21 protein-coding genes are annotated in these 24,129 nt (G+C 54.1%); 14 read left to right on the top strand and 7 right to left on the bottom strand.

The annotated features are described in order from the left end of the window. Nucleotides 1–7 precede the first annotated feature (7 nt). From I2123_RS09100 to I2123_RS09090, 3 genes are read left to right on the top strand one after another with little or no spacing between them, the layout of a single operon-like run. Nucleotides 8–1,069, top strand: a complete 1,062-nt coding sequence (locus tag I2123_RS09100) for a putative FMN-dependent luciferase-like monooxygenase (RefSeq protein WP_213052259.1) — start codon at nucleotides 8–10, stop codon at nucleotides 1,067–1,069. Then, complete coding sequence (locus I2123_RS09095) at nucleotides 1,066–2,175, top strand: alkylhydroperoxidase domain protein (protein WP_112167168.1); 1,110 nt, start codon at nucleotides 1,066–1,068, stop codon at nucleotides 2,173–2,175. The genes I2123_RS09100 and I2123_RS09095 overlap by 4 nt, the downstream gene beginning before the upstream one ends. Beyond that, nucleotides 2,168–3,013, top strand: coding sequence for a VOC family protein (locus tag I2123_RS09090; protein ID WP_213052258.1), 846 nt, complete (start codon nucleotides 2,168–2,170; stop codon nucleotides 3,011–3,013). Before I2123_RS09095 ends, I2123_RS09090 begins: the two co-directional genes overlap by 8 nt. Nucleotides 3,014–3,286: 273 nt before the next feature. Here I2123_RS09090 and fruA read toward each other — a convergent pair whose 3' ends face one another. The 3 genes from fruA to fruB are packed head-to-tail and all read right to left on the bottom strand — an operon-like array spanning nucleotide 3,287 to nucleotide 7,068. Further along, the gene (gene fruA, locus I2123_RS09085) at nucleotides 3,287–4,990 is read right to left on the bottom strand and encodes a PTS fructose transporter subunit IIBC (protein WP_213052257.1); all 1,704 of its coding nucleotides are present in this window, start codon (nucleotides 4,988–4,990) and stop codon (nucleotides 3,287–3,289) included. Between the two features lie 15 nt (nucleotides 4,991–5,005). Further along, nucleotides 5,006–5,941, bottom strand: a complete 936-nt coding sequence (fruK, locus tag I2123_RS09080; RefSeq protein WP_112167162.1) for a 1-phosphofructokinase — start codon at nucleotides 5,939–5,941, stop codon at nucleotides 5,006–5,008. Then, on the bottom strand, nucleotides 5,938–7,068 hold the full coding sequence (gene fruB / locus I2123_RS09075; RefSeq protein WP_112167160.1) for a fused PTS fructose transporter subunit IIA/HPr protein: 1,131 nt from the start codon (nucleotides 7,066–7,068) through the stop codon (nucleotides 5,938–5,940). The genes fruK and fruB overlap by 4 nt, the downstream gene beginning before the upstream one ends. Before the next feature lie 472 nt (nucleotides 7,069–7,540). Here fruB and I2123_RS09070 point away from each other — a divergent pair, with 472 nt between their 5' ends. Next, the gene (locus I2123_RS09070) at nucleotides 7,541–8,755 is read left to right on the top strand and encodes a sugar efflux transporter (RefSeq protein WP_213052256.1); all 1,215 of its coding nucleotides are present in this window, start codon (nucleotides 7,541–7,543) and stop codon (nucleotides 8,753–8,755) included. Here I2123_RS09070 and I2123_RS09065 read toward each other — a convergent pair. Beyond that, nucleotides 8,752–9,006 (bottom strand): YkgJ family cysteine cluster protein, encoded by a 255-nt coding sequence (locus I2123_RS09065; protein WP_095922780.1) that lies wholly within the window; start codon nucleotides 9,004–9,006, stop codon nucleotides 8,752–8,754. The genes I2123_RS09070 and I2123_RS09065 overlap by 4 nt on opposite strands. Nucleotides 9,007–9,251: 245 nt before the next feature. Between I2123_RS09065 and yeiP the strand changes: the two genes are divergently transcribed. Together yeiP and I2123_RS09055 are read left to right on the top strand one after the other, a co-directional pair. Then, entirely contained in the window at nucleotides 9,252–9,824 is a 573-nt protein-coding gene (yeiP, locus tag I2123_RS09060) for an elongation factor P-like protein YeiP (RefSeq protein WP_112167405.1), read from the top strand. A 270-nt stretch (nucleotides 9,825–10,094) separates the two neighbouring features. Next, complete coding sequence (locus I2123_RS09055) at nucleotides 10,095–11,564, top strand: mannitol dehydrogenase family protein (RefSeq protein WP_213052255.1); 1,470 nt, start codon at nucleotides 10,095–10,097, stop codon at nucleotides 11,562–11,564. A 66-nt stretch (nucleotides 11,565–11,630) separates the two neighbouring features. Here I2123_RS09055 and I2123_RS09050 read toward each other — a convergent pair whose 3' ends face one another. Together I2123_RS09050 and I2123_RS09045 are read right to left on the bottom strand one after the other, a co-directional pair. Continuing rightward, the gene (locus I2123_RS09050) at nucleotides 11,631–12,362 is read right to left on the bottom strand and encodes an FCD domain-containing protein (RefSeq protein WP_213052254.1); all 732 of its coding nucleotides are present in this window, start codon (nucleotides 12,360–12,362) and stop codon (nucleotides 11,631–11,633) included. Between the two features lie 239 nt (nucleotides 12,363–12,601). After that, on the bottom strand, nucleotides 12,602–12,910 hold the full coding sequence (locus I2123_RS09045) for a fimbrial protein (protein ID WP_213052253.1): 309 nt from the start codon (nucleotides 12,908–12,910) through the stop codon (nucleotides 12,602–12,604). 217 nt (nucleotides 12,911–13,127) lie between these two features. Between I2123_RS09045 and I2123_RS09040 the strand changes: the two genes are divergently transcribed. The 8 genes from I2123_RS09040 to yejF all read left to right on the top strand — a co-directional run bounded on the left by I2123_RS09040 (nucleotide 13,128) and on the right by yejF (nucleotide 23,406). Further along, entirely contained in the window at nucleotides 13,128–14,111 is a 984-nt protein-coding gene (locus tag I2123_RS09040) for a CobW family GTP-binding protein (protein ID WP_213052252.1), read from the top strand. A gap of 51 nt (nucleotides 14,112–14,162) precedes the next feature. After that, nucleotides 14,163–14,876 carry a phosphatase PAP2 family protein gene (locus tag I2123_RS09035; RefSeq protein ID WP_213052251.1) on the top strand — a complete coding sequence of 238 codons (714 nt, stop codon included), beginning with the start codon at nucleotides 14,163–14,165 and terminating at the stop codon, nucleotides 14,874–14,876. 428 nt (nucleotides 14,877–15,304) lie between these two features. Further along, a complete protein-coding gene (mepS, locus tag I2123_RS09030) occupies nucleotides 15,305–15,880 on the top strand; it encodes a bifunctional murein DD-endopeptidase/murein LD-carboxypeptidase (RefSeq protein WP_112167147.1) in 576 nt (191 codons plus the stop codon). 177 nt (nucleotides 15,881–16,057) lie between these two features. After that, the gene (locus tag I2123_RS09025; RefSeq protein ID WP_213052250.1) at nucleotides 16,058–17,641 is read left to right on the top strand and encodes a cyclic di-GMP phosphodiesterase; all 1,584 of its coding nucleotides are present in this window, start codon (nucleotides 16,058–16,060) and stop codon (nucleotides 17,639–17,641) included. A 196-nt stretch (nucleotides 17,642–17,837) separates the two neighbouring features. Then, entirely contained in the window at nucleotides 17,838–19,643 is a 1,806-nt protein-coding gene (locus tag I2123_RS09020; protein ID WP_213052249.1) for an extracellular solute-binding protein, read from the top strand. A gap of 10 nt (nucleotides 19,644–19,653) precedes the next feature. Next, the gene (locus I2123_RS09015) at nucleotides 19,654–20,748 is read left to right on the top strand and encodes a microcin C ABC transporter permease YejB (RefSeq protein ID WP_213052248.1); all 1,095 of its coding nucleotides are present in this window, start codon (nucleotides 19,654–19,656) and stop codon (nucleotides 20,746–20,748) included. After that, nucleotides 20,748–21,791 carry an ABC transporter permease gene (locus I2123_RS09010; RefSeq protein ID WP_213052247.1) on the top strand — a complete coding sequence of 348 codons (1,044 nt, stop codon included), beginning with the start codon at nucleotides 20,748–20,750 and terminating at the stop codon, nucleotides 21,789–21,791. Before I2123_RS09015 ends, I2123_RS09010 begins: the two co-directional genes overlap by 1 nt. A 1-nt stretch (nucleotide 21,792) precedes the next feature. After that, complete coding sequence (yejF, locus tag I2123_RS09005; protein ID WP_213052246.1) at nucleotides 21,793–23,406, top strand: microcin C ABC transporter ATP-binding protein YejF; 1,614 nt, start codon at nucleotides 21,793–21,795, stop codon at nucleotides 23,404–23,406. 33 nt (nucleotides 23,407–23,439) lie between these two features. Here the strand turns inward: yejF and I2123_RS09000 are convergent, their stop codons facing one another. After that, on the bottom strand, nucleotides 23,440–23,784 hold the full coding sequence (locus tag I2123_RS09000) for a YejG family protein (RefSeq protein ID WP_112167136.1): 345 nt from the start codon (nucleotides 23,782–23,784) through the stop codon (nucleotides 23,440–23,442). Nucleotides 23,785–24,129 lie beyond the last annotated feature (345 nt).

Below are 24,129 nucleotides of genomic sequence, written 5' to 3'. Positions count from 1 at the left end.
GAAAATTATGAGCAGTAAACGTCTTGGATTTTTTACCCGCCTTTTGGACAACACCAGCGCACAGGAGCGCTACCGGCTGGCGACCGAGCAAATCATTCATGCCGAGCAGCTGGGTTTTGATTCCGCGTGGGTCGCGCAGCACCATTTCCACGAAGCCGAAGGCGGCCTGCCCGCGCCGCTGGTGTTTCTTGCGCAGGTGGCGGCAAATACCCGTTTTATTCGCCTCGGTACCGGCGTGATTACGCTACCGATGGAGAATGCGCTGCGCGTGGCCGAAGACACCGCCGTGCTTGATTTGCTCAGTGGCGGGAGGCTGGAGATCGGTCTCGGTTCCGGCGGCACGCCAACGTCCTTCCCGCCGTTCGGGCTGGAAAGTCAGGATCGCGGCGCGGCGTTTGCCCGTAATCTGCACACCCTGCTCACCGCATGGCGCGGTGAAAAACTGGCGGGCACCGATAATCGCCTGTATCCGGCAGCACCTCACCTGGCGCACCGCGTCTGGCAGGCGACATTCTCCGTGGACGGTGGTGCGCGAGCGGGTAAATCCGGCGATGGCCTGATGCTGTCGCGCACCCAGCCACGACCGGCGGATGCACCGGATCTGCGCCTCGACGAACTGCAAAATCCGATCATTGATGCCTATCTCGACGCACTGCCTGACGGTGTTGCGCCCCGCATCATGGGATCGCGCACCGCGTTCGTCACCGGAAATGGCGAAGACGCCCGTGAGCTGGCGCAAAAAGGCCTGCGCCGTCAGGCCGAAAATCACCGTGCCAGCGGGCAAATCGTACAAGGCGATACGCTCGATGATTACATCCGCGCGTTCGACGTCCATCTCGGCACGGCAGCGCAGGTGACCGCCTCATTGCAGGCCGATACCGCGCTGGCCCGCGTCACCGATTTGGCGTTTCAGGTGCACTCCATCGATCCGCCACATCCGTACATTTTGCGTTCTATCGAACTGATCGCCCGTCACGTCGCACCGGCCCTCGGCTGGGTTCGCCGCACGCCGTCACGCGCCGTTTCCACGTCTTCCTCCGATACCACTTTCTCCAAGGAAATCCAATGACCGACTATTCGACCGACCTGCTGGAAAAACTGGCCGAGATCGCCCCGGCGTCTGAATTGAAACAGGCGCGCGACACGCGTGAGGCCGCCACCCGCCATGCGCAGGGCAGCTACGACGCGTTATTTACCGAACAGGATGGCGTGGATTTCACGCTGGCGGAGCGTCTGCGTTTAGCGCAAAACGTGGCGCGCTGGCACGGTGATTCCCAGCTGACTAATCACTATTCCGAGCGTTTGCAGGATTTGCCCGATATCGATGAAACCGCCCGCCTCGACGCGGCGCTGACGCACGGTGAACGTCTGAGTTTCAAACCCGCCAGCGCCACGCCCGCACATTTGCAGGCGCTGAGAAAAGCCGGATGGTCGGTGGATGCGATTGTCACGCTGTCGCAGCTGATTTCCTTCGTCAGTTTCCAGAGCCGCGCGTTGCGCAGCTACCGGCTGATCGGCGGTAAGCCGGTGGAAAACGGCAGCAATAAACCGGTCGGCGCGGCGTTCTGGCGCACCGATCCCAACACACATAATGGCCGTGACGCACCGCAAGCGTTCACCCAGGAAGAGCTCGGCTGGGAGCCGTGGATCCCGGCGAAAAAGCTGGAAGAATTTGATGAAGCCCAGCAGGCGATTCTGGCAAAATTCGGCCATACCGATTCCGACTATTTCCGTCTGTTAGGCCGCAATTTGCCGGTGCTGGAACAGCGCACTCTGACCGACAAAGGCATTTTCTTCACCTCCGGCGGCCTGCCGCGTAAAGAGCGTGAACTGGCCGCCACCGTGGCCAGTAAAATCAACGGCTGTATCTTCTGCGCGTCGGTGCATTCGCGCAAAGCCAGCCAGCTGTCAAAGCAAACCGACGATGTTCAGCGTCTGATCGACACCGCACCGGGTGGCATTCTCAGCAAAGACCAGTCCCCGCGCTGGCAGGCTGAAATCGACTTCGCCGCCGCGCTCTCCGCTACCCCGCCGGTCGCCACTGCTCAGCACATCGCCGCCCTGCGCGATCAGGGTCTGAGCGAACTGGAGATCGTCGATTTAGCGCAGTCCACGGCGTTTTTCGCCTGGGCAAACCGTCTGATGTTAACGCTGGGAGAACCGTTCAATGACTGAGTCTCTTCGCCCGCAGCTCGACCACGTGGTGATCAACGTCGCCGAACAGCTCAATCATTCCGAACAACAGTTCCGCCGGTTAGGATTTTATCTCACCGCGCGCGGCCATCACTCTCTGGGATCGAGCAATCATCTGGCGATTTTCGGCGAAAACTATCTCGAACTGCTCGGTTATGAGCCGGGTAATGCCCACACCCGCACCGACTTATGGCAGGCTCCGCTCGGTCTGACCGGTCTGGTGTGGAAAACGCAGAATTCAGCGGCGGTTTACCAGCATCTGCAAAATCACAATATCGCCGGATCGCCTCCCGCTGAATTCTTCCGCCCGGTGGCACTCAACGACGGCACCTCGCCAAATGCGCGGTTCCGCACCGTTCCGCTGGCCGCCGATCGCGTACCCAATGGCCGCAGTTTCTTCTGTCATCACCTGACACCGGAGCTGGTATGGCGCAACGAATGGCAGCACCACCCTAATGGTGTCGCTGACATCACCGGCTTTGTGATTTCCGCCGCTGACCCGCAGGCTGCGGCAAGGGTTTACGGGGAGTTGTTTGGTGCTGAAGCCTTACAAAGTGTTGCCGATGGCGTGATTCTGCGCGCCGGGCGCGCTGCCGTCCGGTTTGTGACACCAAAGCAGGCCACGGCAGAATTCGGCATTGTGCCCGAAGGTGATGGCGGCAGCGCGCGGATGGTCGGGTTGGAGTTTGCGACGCGGTCGCTTGAGGCAGTGCGTAATAGTTTGCGGGTGGGGGAAATACCGTTTAATGACTTAACCCGTCTGGTTTTGGTTCGCGCGGCGGACGCACTGGGCGTCGCGTTGGCGTTTCGGGAAGAATAAATTCAAGATCAGCCAAAATCTGGCCGGTTTGCTCCTCCCTCTGCGAAGGGGGAGAGCTGGCAATAAACGTGTTAAAGCACACTTTAAACTTTGGATTTAACGTTAATACCCCACGCAGAGGAAGGAGCAGTTCGCGGGAGTCCGCAGGGCGTGCGTTTAGGCGTACTCAAGGCCAACTTAAGTAGCAACTCAAAACCCCCTCATTGCATCAATCACTGCAATAAAAAAGGCGCGACATTTTCACGTCGCGCCTTTCAACAAGCTTAAACACTTTTAGATGACGGCTTTAGCCGCTACCGCCGCATCTGAACGTTTCAGAATCGCGTAAGCACCACCGGCCAGCACGGTACCCACAATGATCGAAATCAGATAACCGAGAACAGGTGTGATTGCGCCAGGGATCAGCAGAACGAACAGACCGCCGTGCGGTGCCATCAGCTGTGCGTGGAAGGCCATCGACAGAGCACCTGTTACGGCGCCCCCTACGATACAGCAAGGCAGTACGCGCATCGGGTCACGGGCGGCGAAAGGAATCGCACCTTCGGAGATAAAGCACAGGCCCAGAACCAGCGCCGCTTTACCGCCCTCACGTTCACTCTGCTCGAACTTATTACGCGCCAGCAGCGTTGCCAGACCCATCGCCAGCGGTGGCACCATACCGGCAGCCATGATGGCAGCCATTGGTGCGTAGACGGAAGAACTCAGCAGTGCCACGCCGAACGCGTAAGCGGCTTTGTTCACCGGGCCACCCATATCGGTACACATCATCGCACCCAGGATTGCGCCCAGCAGTACCGCATTCGCTGTACCCAAAGATTGTAGCCAGGCAGTCAGACCCGCCATGATTTTAGCAACCGGCGTACCGACCACGTAAATCATGACCAGGCCGGTAATCAGACTCGCCACCAGCGGAATAATCAGGATAGGCTTCAGGGCTTCCATACTTTGCGGTAACTTCAGCTTGCCGCTGATGGCTTTCGCCACGTAACCCGCCAGGAAACCGGCAATGATACCGCCCAGGAAACCCGCACCGGTGCTGACAGCCAGCATACCGCCGATAAGACCCGGCGTCAGACCCGGACGGTCTGCGATGGAGAAAGCAATGAAACCAGCCAGAACCGGCACCATCAGCGCGAAGGCGGAAGCGCCACCGATTTGCATCAGTGCAGCCGCCAGCGTGCCCTTCACTTCAAAGGCTTTGATACCGAATACGAAGGAAAGCGCGATACACAAACCACCCGCAACAACCATCGGCAGCATGTAAGACACGCCGGTCAGGAGGTGACGGTATGGGCCTGAACCGCCCACTTCTTTCTTCTTCGTTGTTGAAGCCGCGCCCTGTGCGTTAGGGGCATACACTTCAGCTTCCACCAGCGCTTTATCCAGTTCCTGCTTGGTCTTTTTCAGTGCAAGACCCGTAGAGGTACGGTACATCGGCTTACCGGCAAATTTCGCCAGATCCACTTCGATGTCAGCCGCAACAATCACCAGATCGGCTGCTGCAACTTCTTCAGGCGTGATGGCGTTACCGGCACCCACGGAACCACGGGTTTCAACTTTCACCCACCAGCCGCGTTTTTTAGCTTCACTTTCGATAGCTTCAGCCGCCATGAAAGTGTGCGCTACGCCGGTCGGGCACGCGGTGATCGCCACAATACGTTTTGGACCGTTAACAGCCGGTGCTGAAACAGCAGCCACCGCGGCGGGAGCAACGTAAGGTTTCGCTTCAGCCAGTGCGCGTTGCACGAAAGCTTCAGGTTCGCGAACCGCAGCAGCCACATCGCCGGTATAAATATTCTTGCCGGTCAGCGTCGCATCGTTTGGCACGGTTTCACCGGCGACGATCACGATTTCAGCGTCAGCAGCCTGCTCAACCAGCTGGTGCCCGGCTTTCGCTACGGCAGCAGCGAGCAAATTTTTCGCCAGATGGCTGCGAGCCTGTCCCAGCGAACTGTCTATCATCAGCAGCGTTTTCATTCTGCCTCCTGCGGATTAAAAGGGTTTCAGATCAACACGGGCCATCATCGCCGCGAGCTGCGGACGATCGGTGACACCGACATTACTCTGGCTGACAGCCAGGGCGGCAACGGCGGTTGCCAGTCGTAGCGTATGTTCACTGGATTCACGCATCAGTAAACCGTAGATCAGGCCACCGACCATGGAGTCACCGGCACCGACTGTGCTGACAACTTCACAAGCTGGCGGTTTGGCGATCCACGCACCGGATGCGTTAACCCACAAGGCACCTTCTGCACCCAGAGAAATCACCACATGGGCGATACCCTGGTCACGCAAGGCGTGCGCGGCTTCTACCACGTCACTCAGTTCTGGCAATTTACGGCCAGCCCAAATTTCCAGCTCACGGCGGTTAGGTTTAACCAGCCACGGCGCAGCTTTCAGGCCAGCAACCAGTGCTTCACGGCTGCTGTCGAAAATGATGCACGGGCACTGCGCGCGCAGACGTTTCATCCAGTCGGTAAACGCGTCAGGATCGACGCCGGCAGGCAGACTGCCGCTCACACAGACCATGTCGAACTGGCCTAGCCATGACAGAGAATCCGTCACGAAACGTTCCCAGTCCGCCGGCGTCACGTTAAATCCGGAGAAATTGAAGTCGCTGACTTCGCCGTCTTTTTCGGTCAGTTTGACGTTGATGCGGGTACGGCCATTGACCACCTGAAAGCGGTTGGCGATGCCCAGATCGCTAAACAGCAGCTGGAAGCCGTCCTGATTTTCTTTACCGAGGAAACCACCCACAGTGACGTCGATGCCGAGATCTTTCAGCACTTTCGCAACGTTGATGCCTTTACCTGCAGCATGCAGGCCAGTGGTCTGCACCAGATTCACTTCACCGCGTTCGATTTCAGGCACATAGCCCACTAAATCGTACGCCGGGTTAAGGGTAATTGTGGCGACTCTGCGGCTCATGCGCCCTCCCCAAGACCTTCGGAAATGGCTTCACCGATGGTTTTCAATGCCAGTTCGGCATCTTCACCGCTGGCGGTAAAGCGCAGGTGATGACCTTTTTTCACGCCCAGCGCGACGACTTTCATCAGGCTGCGGCCATTGGCAGGTTTACCGCTGCCATCAAGATTGGTGACGGTGATTTCGCTGGTGAACTGTTTGATCACGTTGACCAGCGCCGTACCCGGACGCGCATGCAGACCGTGTTCGTTGCGGATCACGTATTCAGCCGTCAGCACGTTGGCTTCTTCTGCGACTTCACTGGTCAGCAAGGCCAGCACACCCACGGCGTCAGCCGTCAGCAGGCGTTCAGCTTTGTTGGCAATCAGCAGATCGCTTAAGTAGTTCAGCACGTTCAGAGGCTGATCGTCGGCGACGGAAATAGTCAGCAGCAACGCCACCTTTTCACCGTCCAGTTCGAAGGCCTGTTGAGCACGACTGACCGTCGCTGCGCTTTTCAGATTGCCTTCGGTGCTGTCGCTCAGCCAGATGCCCTGCCCCAGATTCAGCGGTTTACGGCTGATCACGTCACTGACGAAGGCCGTATCGACCGCGCCAACCTGTTGCAGACGACCGGCGTTCAGTGCCTGCAGGGTGATCAAATTTTCTGCCGCAACATCTACCGCAATCAATTGAGTATCAAACAAGAATTCAGCGGCGTTCTTCTCGCCCATCAGCAGACTGCGCAACTCTTCAGCTGAATCTGTTTTCGCCATGCGTTCTGCCACGCTGTCATCACTTAAGACGTGCGTCAGCTGACGCAGCAGGCTGAGGTGTTCATCAGAACGGGCTGCGATGCCAATAACGATGTAAGCGGTCTGATCTTCGCCCCAGGCAATGCCCTGTGGGAACTGATAGACCTGAACGCCAGTATCGAGCACCAGATCACGCGTATCGGTGGTGCCATGAGGGATAGCGATGCCATTACCGAGGTAAGTGGAAGTTTGCAGTTCACGGGCTAACATGCCGTCTACATAACCTTCGCTGACACGGCCAGCCTGAGTCAGCGCAGCGGCGACCTGACGAATGGCCTCCTGCTTGTCGCTGGCAGCTGCACCGAGGTGAATATCTTGCTGTGACAGTTGGAACATAATTCTCCTCTCCTGCTGAAATTGAATCGTTTCAGCTTTACTGAGAAAAAAGGAGCGTCACCAGATTTCGTTGTTGAAACTGATAACGCTGAAACGTTTCAGGAAGTCTTAATCGGCCTCGCCTTTAAAGCAAGTTTTCCCTGATTCTACGTGATGAATTTTTGATGCTACGCACAGTTTCCTTTATTCAGAACGTTCGGAACGAATCACTTAACACAAATGCTGAAGTCAGGCTGACGCGGTTGTATTGAGTCTTAAACGTCAAAAGCTGACGTCAGCTGACGGTTTCTGATGCTGCTGTCGGGCACTGTCTTTCGGCTATTTTTAACACAAAGTGCGGTTTTATTATTCAGTATGGCAAATTCATCCGGGTTTACATTTTTGATGATCAAAACCTGTTTTTGTTTTTTTTAAACTGTCGTAACATTCGCGCAAATTTTGTCCCTTCCCTACTTCTGGCACAGTTATCTCAATGCGAACATCTACAGCGTCAGCCCGCCGCCTGCCCGACATGACCTCGACGGCCTTTCTGATCATCGCCTTTCTCACTGGCATCGCGGGCGCGTTACAAACGCCGACACTCAGCCTGTTTCTGACCTCTCAGGTTTACGTCAGCCCGTTTATGGTCGGCATCTTCTTTACCGGCAGCGCGGTGATCGGCATTTTCGTCAGCCAGCTGCTGGCAACGTGGTCGGATAAACGCGGCGATCGCAAAACGCTTATCCTCTATTGCTGCCTGCTCGGTGCGCTGGCGTGTGTGCTGTTCGCCTTCAACCGCAACTACTTTATTTTGCTGTTTATCGGCGTGTTGTTATCGAGCTTCGGCTCCACCGCCAACCCCCAGATGTTCGCGCTGGCGCGTGAACATGCTGAGAAAACCGGGCGTGAAGCGGTAATGTTCAGCTCTATTTTGCGCGCGCAGGTTTCTCTGGCGTGGGTAGTGGGCCCGCCGCTGGCGTTCGCGCTCTCCATGGGCTTTGGTTTTACCTTTATGTACTGCGCGGCGACGCTGGCATTTTTGGTGTGCGGCGTGATGGTGTACGTGTTTTTACCGTCAATGCCGAAAGCGCGGATGAAGACTTCAGCAACACTCGAAGCGCCGCGCCGTAACCGTCGTGACACGCTGATGCTGTTCATCGCATGCTCACTGATGTGGGCGGCCAACAGTATTTATCTGATCAGTATGCCGTTGTACGTGGTGCGCGAGCTGGGTCTGCCGGAGAAGCTGGCGGGCGTGCTGATGGGCAGCGCAGCCTGTCTGGAAATCCCTACGATGCTGATTGCCGGTTATCTGGCAAGACAACTCGGTAAGCGCTTCCTGATGCGTCTGGCGGTTATTGCCGGTGTGATTTTTTACGGGTGTCTGTTGTTCACTACCGGCGCGGTCATGCTGATTGCTTTACAACTGCTGAACGCAGTTTTCATCGGCATTCTGGCCGGTATCGGGATGTTGTATTTTCAGGATCTGATGCCAGGTCAGGCGGGCGCGGCCACCACGCTGTTCACTAACTCCACGCGCGCGGGCTGGATCCTCGCTGGATCGCTGGCCGGAGTGATTGCACAGTTCTGGAATTATCATGCCGTGTTTTACGCCGCGCTGGTGATGGTGGTGGGCTCGTTGCTGTGTATCTGGAACGTGAAAAACGTGGAAAATCCGATCACGGAAACTGTCGCTCCGAAAGCTTAGGGTGCGGTGTCTGCTTCCAATTTAATCAGATAGGTCAGGGCCTGGTCGCGATGGGTGAAACACATCTCGCGGCTGGCCTGCAAACTGGCGCAAACTTTCGGGCGCAGCGGCGAGGTAAAAATCTTGCACAGGAAATTATCCGCCAGCTGAACGCAACGCGTATTCGCAGGCTTGCCGTCCGGCATTCCGGGGATCGGGCTGGAAATTGAAGGCGCTATGCAACAGGCTCCGCAATCAGTACGACAGTCCATCAACAGCCTCCTCAGGTCTGGTTTTGAGGCGCGACAATAGCAGGCGCTTTACTGCGCCACCAGCGAAATATTTACTACTCTTTAACACAGTTGACGGCCCATTTTTAACGTCAACGGGCTGGCCTGAAAAAATGCGTAATAATGCGGACTTTCCCGACTCTTTTTGCGCTATCTGCTTGCCTGAAACCGGCGCCGCGGGTAACGTGTCGCAAATTATTTTCCTCTTTATCTCGACAGGTATTTATATGGCTCGTGCTAACGAAATTAAACGCGGCTTCGTTGTGAACTACGACGGCAAATTGCTGCTGGTAAAAGATATTGATGTTCAAAGCCCAAGTGCCCGTGGTGCAAGCACCTTGTACAAAATGCGTTTCGCGGACGTGCGTACCGGTGGCAAAGTGGAAGAGCGCTTCAAGGGTGACGACATTCTCGATACCGTCAGCCTTACCCGCCGTAAGGTGAACTTCTCCTACGTCGACGGCGACGAATACATCTTTATGGATGACGAAGACTTCACGCCTTACACCTTCAATAAATCGCAGATCGAAGAAGAACTGCTGTTTATTCCAGAAGAAGGTTTGCAGGGTATGCAGGTTCTGACGCTGGACAGCCAGCTGCTGGCGCTGGAAATGCCGCAGACCGTCGATCTGGAAATTATGGAAACGGCACCGGGCATCAAAGGCGCGTCCGCCAGTTCACGCACGAAACCGGCTGTGATGGCCACCGGTCTGAACATTCAGGTGCCAGAATACCTGAGCACTGGCGACAAAATCCGCATTCATATCGCTGAACGTCGTTACATGGGGCGCGCAGATTAATTCCTGCTCCCTCTGAAATTGAAGGAACGCTGCGGCGTTCCTTTTTTATTACCTTCACTTTGCCAGAAATGCGCCAGACTCTCGATCTACTTCACAAAACGAGAGGCCTTCCGGACTTACCAATTCCCCTTTCTATCATATGACTTTACACTCAAAGCCCTGATTTCGGCTTAAATCGTCGCTTTATCCAGCATGAAATTGAACTGACGGGTAAACAGCCCCTATTTGGCCTGACCAATTATTTATTTTCTGACTTGCCTGGAGTATTGCATGAAAACTATTGCCACAGCGTCCCTGCCCGCAGCCGTGTCATTGCCTGCTTACGATCGCGATGCATTGAAAAGCCGGATTGTTCACCTTGGATTTGGTGCCTTTCACCGCGCGCATCAGGCGCTGCTGACCAACCGGGTGTTGAATTTACAGGGCGGCGACTGGGGCATCTGTGAAATCAGCCTCTTCGGTAACGAGACGTTGATCAAAACGTTACGCGAGCAAAACCACCTTTTCACCGTGCTGGAAAAAGGCGCAGAGGGTAATCAGGCGATTATTGTCGGCTCGGCCCATGATTCGGTGCACGGCTTGATTGACGGGCTGGATGCGGTTCTCGAAAAACTGACCGAAGCGCAGGTGGCCATTGTCTCGCTGACCATCACTGAAAAAGGATATTGCATCGAGCCAGGCAGCGGTGAACTGGATCTGCAAAATCCGAAAATTCAGCAGGATCTGGCAGGCGGACAAGCGCCTTGCACCGCACCAGGCGTGCTGGTTGAAGCGCTACGCCTGCGCCATGAGCGCGGCCTGCCGGGCTTTACCGTGCTTTGCTGTGACAACATTCCAGAAAACGGTCGGGTGGTCAAAAACGCCGTTCTGGGGATGGCAAAAGCGCGTTCCGCAGAACTGACTCAGTGGATCACCGAAAACGTCTCCTTCCCGAGCACCATGGTGGATCGCATCGTTCCGGCAGCGACCGAAAATACGCTGGAAGAAATCACCCAGGCGCTGGGTGGCGTGGCTGACCCTTGCGGTATCGCCTGCGAACCGTTCATCCAGTGGGTGGTGGAAGACCACTTTGTCGCCGGTCGTCCGGACTGGGAAAAGGCCGGTGCGCAGATGGTTTCTGACGTTTTGCCTTTCGAGCAGATGAAACTGCGCATGCTCAACGGCAGCCATTCTTTCCTGGCCTATCTGGGCTATCTGGCGGGATATCAGCACATCAACGATTGCATGGAAGATGAGCATTACAAAACCGCCGCCCATCGTCTGATGCTGAAAGAACAAGCGCCGACGCTGAGCGTGGAAGGCGTAGATCTGAACGCCTACGCCGACAGTCTTATCGCACGCTACAGCAACCCGGCACTGAAACACCGCACCTGGCAAATCGCCATGGACGGCACGCAGAAGCTTCCGCAACGTATGCTGGATTCTATCCGCTGGCATGTGAAAAACGGCGGTTCTTATGAGCTGCTGGCGCTGGGTGTCGCGGGCTGGATGCGCTATATCGGTGGCAAAGATGATGCCGGTCAGCCAATTGAAATCAAAGATCCGATGGCTGAGCAGCTCGCTCAAATCGTGGCATCTACCGCAGACGGCGAAGAACGCGTAAAAGCCCTGCTGGCGCTCAATGCCGTATTTGGTGAGCAACTGCCGCACGAAGAGAAAGTAGTGCAGGCAATTCTGGCGGCATATTCAGATTTGCAACGCGTCGGCGCGAAGAAAGCGGTGGCGAAGTACGTCGGTTAACATTTGGCCTGATGAGATGAAAAGCAACGGCTGCTGCGGCAGCCGTTTTTGTTGGCACTGATTCATCTAGTCATTGAGTTCAGAAGGCACTGAGGAAAATAAGAATCCATCAAATGAGGGATCATCCGCGTCCGACACCTGCAATAACATATCTTTGACGTTCTCCAGATGCTGCCACATCGCCTGCTTGGCTGCTTTCGGATCACGGCGCAGCACCGCCTGCAAAATGGTCTGATGATCCTGCAACCAGATCTGGCTGTGATTTTTATCGCCGACGTGCTGATGGATCCCCTGCCACATCGGGCTGCGCTGACGGATCACCCACAAATCATCCACCAGTTTGACCAGTACGCTGTTCTGCGACGCCTGCGCCAGCAAACCGTGGAAACGCTGATCCTCCGCGTCATCAGAAACGCCGCGCTCAATACAATCGCGCTGCGCGTCAATGGCGTCACGCATTTGCAGAATATCGGTTTTGGTGGCTTGCATCGCAGCAAAGGCGGCAACTTCGCTCTCCAGCAGCTGCCGCGCCTGAAGCAGTTCAAACGGGCCGTAACCGCTGTCGGCGCCTTCTGGCTGGCTATTTTCAGGCGGCGGCAGCACATACACGCCGGAGCCTTTGCGCACATCCACCACTTTTTCCAGTTCCAGCATGATCAGTGCTTCACGCACTACGCTGCGGCTTACGGAGAAAGATTCAGCGATATCGCGTTCCGGCGGCAAACGGTCACCGGGGGCATATTTTCCGCCATGAATATCACGACGTAAGTGCCCGCCAATCTCCTGATAAAGTCGCATTAAGGTTGCCTCTGCCGTTCAATTGGTCTGACATCTGTAAGCGAGTGACTCGCTGACACGATGCCTGCATTAACAGGGGAAATTATAACATGCGGGGATAATCGTAAAAGAAGGAGAGCTGAAAACTGACGGCCCGATCAAAATTGGGCCAGCCAGTTTTCAGGTTGTCCGGCCAGAAACGCAAAAGGCGTCACTGGCGGCAAAACTCCCCAACAAAATATTAAGAAATATTTATCAATTTAGTTATACGTGACTGTCATCACCGCCAGATGCGGATCGTTGTTAACAGACTGTGTGGTGACAGTTCCAAGCGATAGCGGCAAATTAAATGCTTGCGGGTTTTGTGGGTCGACAGCGTGAACCTGTTTGACGCTCTTACTCCCCCGTTCGCAATTGCTGATAACCTGCTTACTGCCGGTATCAAAGGTACATCCGCCGTCAACAATCGCACCGTAGAAGTGGATCGTCCCGGTGCTGCCGGCCGTCGCAAACTGGGTCATCCCTGAGGCTAACAATCCCAAAAACAGCACCCACATGATTCTGTTCATGGTTACACCCTCATATGAAAATAGATTTTTTAATATTTAGCCAACGTCAATTTAACATTAATACACCTAACCGAATTCGCACTGCGCGGGCGAAAAAAATTGGGGATAATGCACGTCAGATTCAAGCCCTCAGGAACAAACATCGGCACAGCGCTGGATTTTCTTTAATGCCCGTTGCACATTGTCGGGTGAATTTTTCAAATAAGGATAGGCAGTCATGACCAAAACTAACCTGATCACCGGCTTTCTCGGCAGCGGGAAAACCACCACGCTGCGCCATTTGCTGGCTCAGAAGCCTGAAGGTGAGAAATGGGCAATTTTGGTCAATGAATTCGGCGAAATCGGTATTGATGGCGCCTTGCTGGCCGACAGCGGTGCTGTCCTCAAAGAAATACCCGGCGGATGCATGTGCTGTGTAAATGGTTTGCCGATGCAGGTGGGATTGAACATGCTGTTGCAGCAGGCAAAACCCGATCGCTTGCTGATCGAGCCAACCGGGCTCGGTCATCCGAAGCAAATTCTGTCCCTGTTGACGTCAGAGGTTTACCACAACTGGATAACGCTCAATGCCACGCTGTGTTTACTGGATCCACGCCAGCTCAGCGATCAACGCGTTATCGACAATGAAAACTTCCGCGACCAGCTGGCTTGTGCGGATGTGATCGTCGCCAATAAAGCCGACGTGGCACAGCCGCAGGATCAGCAGGCGCTGGAGACGTGGTATCGGCTGAACGGCGGCGGACGTCAGTTGCTGATTGCGTCACAGGGTGCTGTCGACCCTGCCCTGCTCGATTTGCCGCGCCTTAATCAGGCACAACTGCCGGATGGCAAACATCATCATGCACACGCGGAAAAACGCGGACTGGCAGCACTGAGCCTGCCGGGAACGCAGCGCTGGCGTCGCGCAGTGAATCAGGGTGACGGCTATACCAGCTGTGGCTGGATTTTTGATGGTGACACGCAGTTTGATACCGCAGGCATTCTCGACTGGGCGCGTATGGCACCGGTTGACCGGGTGAAAGGCATTTTGCGCATAAAGGAAGGGACGCTGTTGATTAACCGCCAGGCAAACGATCTGCATATTGAGACAAAACCGGTGGCACCCTTGGACAGCAGAATCGAGCTGATTACACGAGATGTTGCGCAATGGAATGAACTCCAATCACTCTTGTTGAAGGTTCGTTTAAGTTGTAAGGATTAAGTTAACGCTGACTAATTTATTCATTACCCTGCTAAGTATAGGTTTTCATTTATGTGGCGCCGAAATATACCCGCAATCCTGGTACTCAATGTATTAGGCGTTGCCCTGTTTTTATCCTATTACCTGCCAGCGAATCACGGTTTCTGGTTCCCGATTGATAAGTCGATTTTCTTCTTCTTCAATCAGCATCTGGCAACGGACCACTGGTTCCTGCATCTGGTGGCCGTGACCAATAACCGGGCTTTTGACAGCATTTCACTGCTGGCGATGGGTGCGCTGTATTTGTGTTTCTTCCTCAAACAAGATTCGCTGGGGCGCCGTCGTCTGGTCATTATTGGCTTTGTCATGCTGCTGACCGCAGTGGTGCTTAACCAACTCGGCCATTTACTGCCCGTCAGTCATAAAAGCCCGTCGCTGAGTTTCCCGGATGTTAACCGCGTGAGTAAACTGACCGGCATTCCGACCAAAGATGCGTCTTCGGACAGTTTCCCAGGCGACCACGGCATGATGCTGATTATTTTCTCGTGCTTTATGCTGCGCTATTTAAGCAAAGGCGCGTTTGCCGTTGCGGTGCTTATTACGATTATCTTCTCGTTGCCACGCGTGATGATTGGTGCGCACTGGTTCACGGATATCGCGGTCGGTTCAATGTCCGTTGTGCTGGTCGGCGCCAGCTGGTGGCTGATGACACCCGCCAGCGACATGCTGATTAACTGGCTGGAAAGAAATTTACCCGGTAATAAAAATCCCATTCAGAAAGCGTGATCTACTGATACATATCATTTTATTATGACCCGTCGACGTTTTGCTGTCTGGCGGGTCTTTTTTTAAGACAAATCCCAGATATACTTAGCTTAAATGTTAATCAGAAACCCGCCTGCGATGCGGTTTTAATCCAAATTAGCATAAAAATAAACCATCTTTTTTTACATCTTTACTTACATAAGCTTACATCACAATTTCTTATAAAAAATCTCATAATACCTCTCGCAATCCCCTATTCATTACGGTAATCTCCAATTCGCCTGCATAGAAATGTGGCAAAAACACCCGGTTTGACGATAAAAACGTGCTCTGACGCACATTTTATCATTCAGGTGTTTGTCCCAACTGTGCGCGGCGGGTAGTCTCGCTTCGTTTGGCAATTTTAGTAACGATTTCATCGTTAAGGACAGCAAGGGATAACAACAATAATGGTCAAGTCTCAACCGTTTCTGAGATATATCACGCGGATAATTCCCGCGATTGGCGCAGCAATTATTCTCACTGCGTGTAGTGGTACACATTCTTCGAACACAGAAAACGCGCAAACTGATATGCGTGCAGTAAATGACAAAGACGGTCTTCTACTGCAAGCCTCTCAGGATGAATTCGAAGCAATGGTTCGCAGCGTCAACGTAAAATCCAAAATTATGGATCAGTATGCTGACTGGAAAGGCGTTCGTTATCGTTTAGGTGGTGACAGCAAGCGTGGTATCGATTGCTCAGCCTTCGTTCAGGTAACATTCCGCGAACAATTTGGTATGGATTTGCCTCGTTCAACGTATGAACAGGAAGAAAAGGGCAAGAAAATCCAGCGCACGAAACTGCGTCCGGGTGATCTGGTTCTGTTCCGCGCCGGCTCAACAGGCCGTCACGTCGGCATTTATTTAGGTAACGATCAGTTTGTTCATGCCTCCACCAGCAATGGTGTGATGATTTCAAATCTGAAAGAAACTTACTGGAATGCACGTTATCGTGAAGCAAGACGCGTATTGGCTAACGGTTAACCGTTACCCCATGATTTAGCTCTTGTTGTTCTATGCCAAGCGAATAAAAAAACGTCATCTTCGGATGGCGTTTTTTTATGCTCCGATTTTCCCTTTATCACTGCCCGTAATAAAAGACTGATGTTTTTTTGGCTGAGTTATACTTTGATTTCATCAGTCAGATAAAGGTTAACTCCCATGGGTTTAAAAGCGGCGCTGACGCACAGCGTATTGCCCAAACGCCGTTATTTAAAAAGAAGCCTTTTTTTCTCCGTCTTATTTTTTATTTTATTTACCCTCATCACTCTCAGCGTCATCAAAGCCAATAATATCCGCGAACAAAATGAGATTGCTAAAAGAACAGAGCAATTCAGCGCCCGCTATTTTCATCAGCTAACCGACAGTATGCGCAGGCTGGGCTTGCTCACCGCCGAACCCTGCGCGTCCGTCGCCCGCGAAATTAACCGGGACGCAGCGTTCAGCGTCGGTGTACGGGACTTCCAGCTGGTGCGTGATGGCATGGTGTTCTGCTCGTCAGCCTCAGGTAATCAGAACGTTCCAGCCAATACCACGCTGCGTGAAATAGATTTCACCCAACCGATGGCCGTCAGTTTGCAGATGGGGACGGCCGCGGTGCCGAACCGCCCGGTGATCATCGTCTGGCAACGTAATCCTGGCTCCCCTGACGACGGCGTGATCGCCACGCTCGAACTGACGTTATCGCCATACATGCTATTTTCCCAGCCCGGTACGGGATATCGCGGATTTGCCCTGCTGGTCGGCAACGCGGCGCTGTTATCGACAGAAGAAGGATTAGTCTCACTCAACGAGTTGCCGCGCAGCAATTACACCGAGATCAAAGCAGGCGACTATCCTTTTACCATCCGCCTCTACTCCCCTTCCCTCACCGCCGACAATCTTCGTTTTACGCTGCTGGGCGGTCTGCTGCTGAGCATATTCGTCTGCACGCTGATTTATCACAGTTACCTCAATCGCCACAATGTGGAAAAAGAGATCCTGCGCGGGCTGAAAAACAAAGAATTTTTTGTGGAATATCAGCCGGTGATTGAATCACGCAGCATGAAGATTACCGGCGTCGAGGCATTGTTACGCTGGCAGCATCCGATTGAAGGTCGCATTCCTCCTGACCTGTTTATTGCCTATGCGGAAACCCAGGGGCTGATAGTCCAGCTGACCCAACATATGATGGCGTTAGTGGCTGCCGATGCGCATGAGCTGCAACACGCATTTTCCGATAAAGCCAAGCTGAGCATCAATATTTCCCCGCATCACATGAACAAAGTCAGCTTTCATGATGATGTCCTGAACTTTGTCGAAGCGCTGCCGGAAAACGCGTTTCAGGTGGTTTTCGAAATCACCGAACGGGGAATGATTGATACCGAGGCGGCGATACGCGAGTTTAACTGGCTGCGTCGGCATAAAATTGAAATCGCCATTGATGATTTTGGCACCGGCCACAGCGCGTTAATTTATCTGGAAAAATTCACGCTCGATTATCTCAAAATCGACCGGGGTTTCGTCATGTCGATTGACCAGAAAACCCTGATCGCACCCGTACTGGATACCGTTCTCAGGCTGACCGAAGAGCTGAAGCTGAAAACCGTGGCCGAAGGCGTGGAAACGCACCAGCAGGCCGACTATCTGCGCAATCACGGCGTCACCTACCTCCAGGGTTTTTTGTACAGCAAACCGCTGGGCATCACCGTTCTGATGGACTTCATTCGCGACTTCAACGAAAAAGAGGCGTGCTATCACATCTGAGCCGCCAACTGCTGCCCTTTGCGGCGCTATTTTTCTTTTAGGCGTCTGCAGCTGAATATGATAAAAAGGCCGAAATCAGGGAAGTCGCCGAAAACGGGCGCGTTACAAGGCCTTAGCCATAATTTATTCATCACTGAACGACAGCCCGCGCCTAAGCCGCAACTTGCTGTTGTCATCACAGGAGTGCAGATTCAGGATGTTTTCTCGCGTGATTGCCGCAGCATTGTGCCTGCTGAGCCTCGGGGCTCAGGCTGAAGTTATTCAGGACAGCTATGCGTTCGCGATTTTAGGCGAACCGAAATACGTGTCCAACTTCAGTAGTTTTGACTACGTCAATCCTGCCGCGCCTAAGGGCGGCCAGGTGACTCTCGCGGCCATCGGCACCTATGACAACTTCAACCGCTTCGCCTCCCGCGGCAATCCGGCCGTGCGTAGCGGATCGCTCTACGACAGCCTTTTCACCACCTCCAGCGATGAGATTGGCAGTTATTATCCGCTGATCGCCGATTCTGCGCGTTACGACAGCCAGTACCGCTGGGTGGAAGTGGATATCAATCCGCGTGCCCGTTTTAACGACAACACCCCGATCACCGCCAGCGACGTTGCCTTTTCGTTTAAAAAATTCATGACCGAAGGCGTATCGCAGTTTCGCGTGGTGTACAAAGGCGTCGAAGTGAAAGCCATTTCGCGCCTCACCGTGCGCATCGAACTGCCGAAGCCGGACAAAGACATGATGCTCGGGCTGCTCGGTTTGCCGATCCTGCCGCAGGCGTTTTGGGAAAAACACAAATTCAACGAACCGCTCAATACCCCACCGTTAGGCAGCGGGCCTTATCGCATCAGCGATTACAAACTTGGCCAGTACATTACCTATTCCCGCGTGCCCGATTACTGGGCAGCTAATTTGCCGGTCAACCGTGGCCGGTATAATTTCGATACCATCCGCTACGACTATTACCTCGACGACAATGTGGCACTTGAAGCCTTTAAGTCCGGCGCGTTTGATTTCCGCATGGAAACCTCACCGAAGAACTGGTCAACGCAGTATCAGGGCGGTAATTTCAGCAAAAACTTTATTGTGAAGGCAGATGAGGAAAATCAGGCAGCACAGGATACCCGCTGGCTGGCGTTCAATTTGCATCGTCCGCAGTTTGCCGACCGCAAAGTCCGCGAGGCCATAACGCTGGCTTTCGATTTTGACTGGATGAACAAAGCACTCTATTTCGGCGCCTATCAGCGCGTTGACAGTTATTTCCAAAACACGCAGTACGCCGCGAAAGACTACCCTGACTCAGCCGAACTGGCGTGGCTGGGGCCGCTGAAAGGTAAAGTACCGGCTGAAGTGTTCAGCAAACTGTATCAGCCGCCGCGCTCCGACGGCAGCGGTAACGACCGGATTAATCTGTTAAAAGCGACGCAACTACTCAAAGAAGCAGGCTGGGAAGTGAAAAATCAGGTGCTGGTGAACGGTAAAACCGGCAAGCCTTTTACCTTCGAACTGCTGCTACCCAGTGGTGGAAATTCGCAGTACGTTCTGCCGTTCCAGCATAATCTGCAACGTCTGGGCATTAAAATGTCGATTCGCGAAGTCGACAGTTCCCAGTTCGTACGCCGTATGCGCCAGCGCGATTACGACATGATCCCGGCTGTTTATCCTGCCAATTCTTATCCGAGCAGCGATTTACAGATTTACTGGAACACCAAATATCTCGATTCGACCTACAACAAATCGGGTATCAGCGATCCGGCCATCGACAAACTGACCGAAGAGATCGCCGCTAATCAGGGCAATCCTGATGCGCTGCTTTCCCTTGGCCATGCGCTTGATCGCGTACTGACGTGGAATATGGTGATGATCCCGATGTGGTACACCAACCACGAGCGTTATGCTTATTGGGATAAATTCTCGATGCCTGCCGTTGCGCCGTCTAACGGGATGGAGCTGGATACCTGGTGGTATGACATGAACCGGGCCGCCCGCTTACCTGCGGAACGCCGCTGAGGAGAACGCCGTGGCCGCCTATTTATTACGACGACTGCTTCTGGTGATCCCGACCCTGTGGGCTATCATCACCATCAACTTTTTTATCGTGCAGATAGCACCCGGTGGCCCGGTCGATCAGGCCATAGCGGCCATTGAGATGGGACATTCCAGCGGTCTGCCCGGCGCGGGCGGTAACTCTGGTAACGGCAAAGCCTCGCCGGGCGTTGCACAGTTTGGTGAAGGCCAGTACCGCGGCGCTCGCGGCCTGGATCCGGAAGTCATTACTGAAATAACCCATCGCTTCGGTTTCGATAAACCGCTCCACGTCCGCTATTTCGAGATGCTGTCGAGCTATGTGCGCTTTGATTTTGGCGACAGTCTGTTTCGTGGCTCGTCGGTGATGGGGCTGGTGAAAAGCGCGCTACCGGTGTCGGTCAGCATCGGCTTATGGAGCACGCTTATCATCTATCTGGTGTCGATCCCACTGGGTATCCGCAAAGCGGTGCGAAACGGCACCAAATTTGATACGTGGAGCAGCACCTTCATCATTATCGGCTATGCCGTGCCGTCATTCCTGTTCGCCATTTTGCTGATTGTGTTATTCACCGGCGGCAGCTACCTCGACTGGTTCCCGCTGCGCGGCCTCACATCACCCAATTTCGATACCCTGCCGTGGTACGGTAAAGTCACCGATTATCTCTGGCATATCACGCTGCCAGTGCTGGCCACGGTGATTGGCGGCTTCGCGACGCTCACCATGCTGACCAAAAACTCGTTTATGGATGAAGTCGGCAAACAGTACGTGGTGACGGCGCGCGCCAAAGGCCTCAACGAGAAACAGATTCTGTACCGCCACGTTTTCCGTAACGCCATGCTGTTGGTGATCGCCGGTTTTCCAGCCACATTTATCAGCATGTTTTTCACCGGTTCGTTGCTGATTGAAGTGATGTTCTCCTTGCAGGGCCTGGGATTGCTGGGCTACGACGCCATTGTGCAGCGCGATTTCCCGGTGATGTTTGGCACGTTATATGTCTTCACGCTGATTGGCCTGCTGCTCAACATCATCAGCGATATCACCTACACGCTGGTTGACCCGCGTATCGACTTCGAGGGACGCCACTGATGCCCTTACTTAAAGTAAGCACTGTGAATCAGGCGCGCTGGGCGCGTTTTTGCCATAACCGGCGCGGTTTCTGGTCGCTGTGGATTTTCCTGGTGATCTTCGTTCTGGCGCTGCTCTCCAACGTACTGGCCAACGATAAGCCGCTTCTGGCACGCTATCAGGGCCACTGGTTTGTGCCTTTCATGGTTAACTACAGCGAAACCACCTTTGGCGGCGAACTGGAAACGCCTGCCGATTATCAGGATCCCTTTGTGCTCAACCAGCTGGAAGACCACGGTTGGGTACTTTGGGCACCGATTCGCAGCAGCTTTAACTCCATCAACTTTGCCACCACGCAGCCCTTCCCCTCTCCACCTTCCGCGCAAAACTGGCTGGGCACCGACAGCAACGGGCACGACGTGCTGGCACAAATCCTTTACGGCCTGCGGATCTCGCTGTTTTTCGGCATTTTGCTGACGTTATTCTCATCGCTGATTGGTGTGACGGCCGGTGCCGCGCAGGGCTATTACGGCGGGCGAATTGATCTCATTGGACAGCGCTTTATCGAAGTGTGGTCAGGCATGCCTACGCTGTTTCTCATTATCATGCTGGCGAGCGTCGTGCAGCCCAATTTCTGGTGGTTGTTGCTGATAAGCGTACTTTCCGGCTGGATGATTCTGGTCGGCGTGGTGCGCGCGGAGTTCCTGCGTACCCGAAACTTTGATTACATCCGCGCGGCGCAGGCAATGGGCGTCAGCGATCGCGCCATTATGCTGCGACATATGCTGCCGAACGCGATGGTCGCCACGCTGACCTATCTGCCGTTTATTTTGTGCGGCTCGATTACCACGCTTGCCTCGCTGGATTTCCTCGGCTTTGGACTGCCACTCGGTTCGCCTTCGCTCGGCACGTTGCTGATGGAAGGTAAAAACAATTTGCAGGCGCCGTGGCTGGGCATCAGCGCCTTTGTGGTGCTGGCCTCGCTGCTGTCACTGCTGATTTTCATTGGTGAAGCGGTTCGCGACGCCTTTAATCCGTCGGCTCAACACCATGAGGCGCGCTGAAATGACAGATACTCCTCTTTTACAGATCAAAAATCTCAGCGTGGCTTTCCGCCAGGGAAATCAGCTGCGCGAGGTGGTGAGCGACGTCACGCTGGATATCCGCGCCGGGGAAACACTGGCGCTGGTGGGTGAATCCGGCTCAGGCAAAAGTGTCACCGCGCTGTCGGTGCTGCGCCTGCTGCCCTCGCCGCCGGTGAGTTATCCGCAGGGCGATATTCTGTTCAACGGAAAATCCTTGCTGCACGCCGATGAAACCACGCTGCGCGGTATTCGCGGCAACGAGATTTCGATGATATTTCAGGAGCCGATGGTTTCACTGAACCCGCTGCACACTCTTGAAAAACAGCTGGCCGAAGTGCTGATGTTACACCGCGGTCTGCGCGGTGAGGCGGCGCGCGGCGAGATTATCCGCTGTCTCGATCGCGTGGGTATTCGCCAGGCTGCCGCGCGGCTGAAAGATTTTCCGCATCAGCTCTCCGGCGGAGAACGCCAGCGCGTGATGATCGCCATGGCCGTCCTGACCCAACCCAAACTGCTGATTGCCGACGAGCCTACCACCGCGCTGGATGTTTCAGTGCAGGCGCAGATCCTCTCCTTGCTCGACGAACTGAAGCAGGAGATGGGCATGGCAATGCTGTTTATCACTCACAACCTGCGCATCGTGCGCCGTCTGGCAGATAATGTCGCGGTGATGCAGCACGGGCGTCTGGTGGAGCAGCAACCGCGCACCACGCTGTTTAGCCAGCCGCAGCACCCGTATACGCGCCAGTTATTGCTGGCCGAGCCACAGGGCCGTCCGCAGCCGCTTACGGGCGAACCGCCGGTATTGCTTGAAGTGAAGAATCTGAACGTCGGGTTTCCGGTCAGACGCGGCTTTCTGCGCCGCACGGTCAGCGTCAAACACGCGGTGAATCAGATGAGTTTCCAGCTGCGTCGCGGGGAAAGCCTCGGCGTGGTAGGGGAATCCGGTTCGGGGAAAAGCACTACCGGGCTGGCGTTGCTGCGCCTGCTGAAATCACAAGGCGAAATCTGGTTTGACGGCCAGCCGTTGCACACTTTTTCACGCCAGCAAATGCTGCCCTTCCGCAGCCGGATTCAGGTGGTGTTTCAGGATCCGTTCTCGGCGCTGAACCCGCGATTTACCGTCGAACAAATCATCGCCGAAGGCCTGCTGGTTCATCGGAAAGTGACGCAAAAAGAGCGCGAACAGGCGGTGATCCGCGCCATGCAGGACGTGGGGTTGGATCCGCAAACCCGGCAGCGTTATCCGACCGAGTTTTCAGGCGGCCAGCGTCAGCGCATCGCTATCGCCCGCGCCCTGATTTTAGAGCCGGAAATGCTGATCCTTGATGAGCCGACGTCGTCGCTGGATAAATCGGTGCAAGCGCAAATTCTGGCGATCCTGAGCGAACTGCAGCAACGTCGCAGCCTGACCTATTTGTTTATCAGTCATGATTTGCACGTCGTGCGGGCGCTGTGCCACCAGCTGATGGTGTTACAAAACGGAGAAGTCGTTGAGCAAGGGGATTGTGAGCAAATTTTCACCGCGCCGCAACAGGCTTACACCCGCGAATTACTGGCCGCGTCTGATGCATTTGATACGCAGAATGAATGAAACGAGACGCCTGACGCAGTGATCGTCAGGCTGTCAGAACGGATAAAGCGCGGTGATCGATTCGGCAATGGCCGCCCCGATATTCTTCAGGCAGCAGAGCGTGGCGCTTTCATCTTCGCGACGCACAAACAGACAAGGCTCGCCGTCGATTTCGACGATCGCCGCTTTCACCTGGATATCTTCCAGCGCGTTGGTCAGCTGATGCATCACCTGCCAGGCAAACTCACCCTCATGGCTCAACAATTTCAGGCCAATCAGATTGTTATCTTCTTCGTTGCCAGGCAGCGGAATCGGTTCAACTTTGATACCGGCAAAACCTGACATCCAGCGATAACTTTGCGGCAAACGATGTACTACCGAAAGTTGGATATTATTCACGGGATTCCCCAGACAATGATTCAAACAAATCATCTACAAATTCGTTACATCTATACCAGTTATAGACGACGGAATGTGCTTTTCCCAATTTACGCTCAAATAATTAACATTAAATTAACGTAATCAGTCATACATCCGTAATCTGTAACCCTTTTTAGTCCGCTCCCGATGGTTCTGAGAGCCAGATCTCATTTTGGCTTCTTTGTAACCTTTTCAGCCTTATTTCACAACCATTTTCATCATTAGCGGCTACCTTTTAACTTCTATTTCTTTACAATTAATATACAAATTACAGGGGGGTGAAAAAACCTTCACACTCAAAAACCCATAAAAATCAGGAAAGTG

This window comes from Rahnella inusitata, from assembly GCF_018288855.1.
GTDB classification, from domain to species: domain Bacteria; phylum Pseudomonadota; class Gammaproteobacteria; order Enterobacterales; family Enterobacteriaceae; genus Rahnella; species Rahnella inusitata.
The sequence above is the reverse complement of the archived record's forward strand: the minus strand, read 5'-3'. Positions and strand labels throughout refer to the sequence as shown.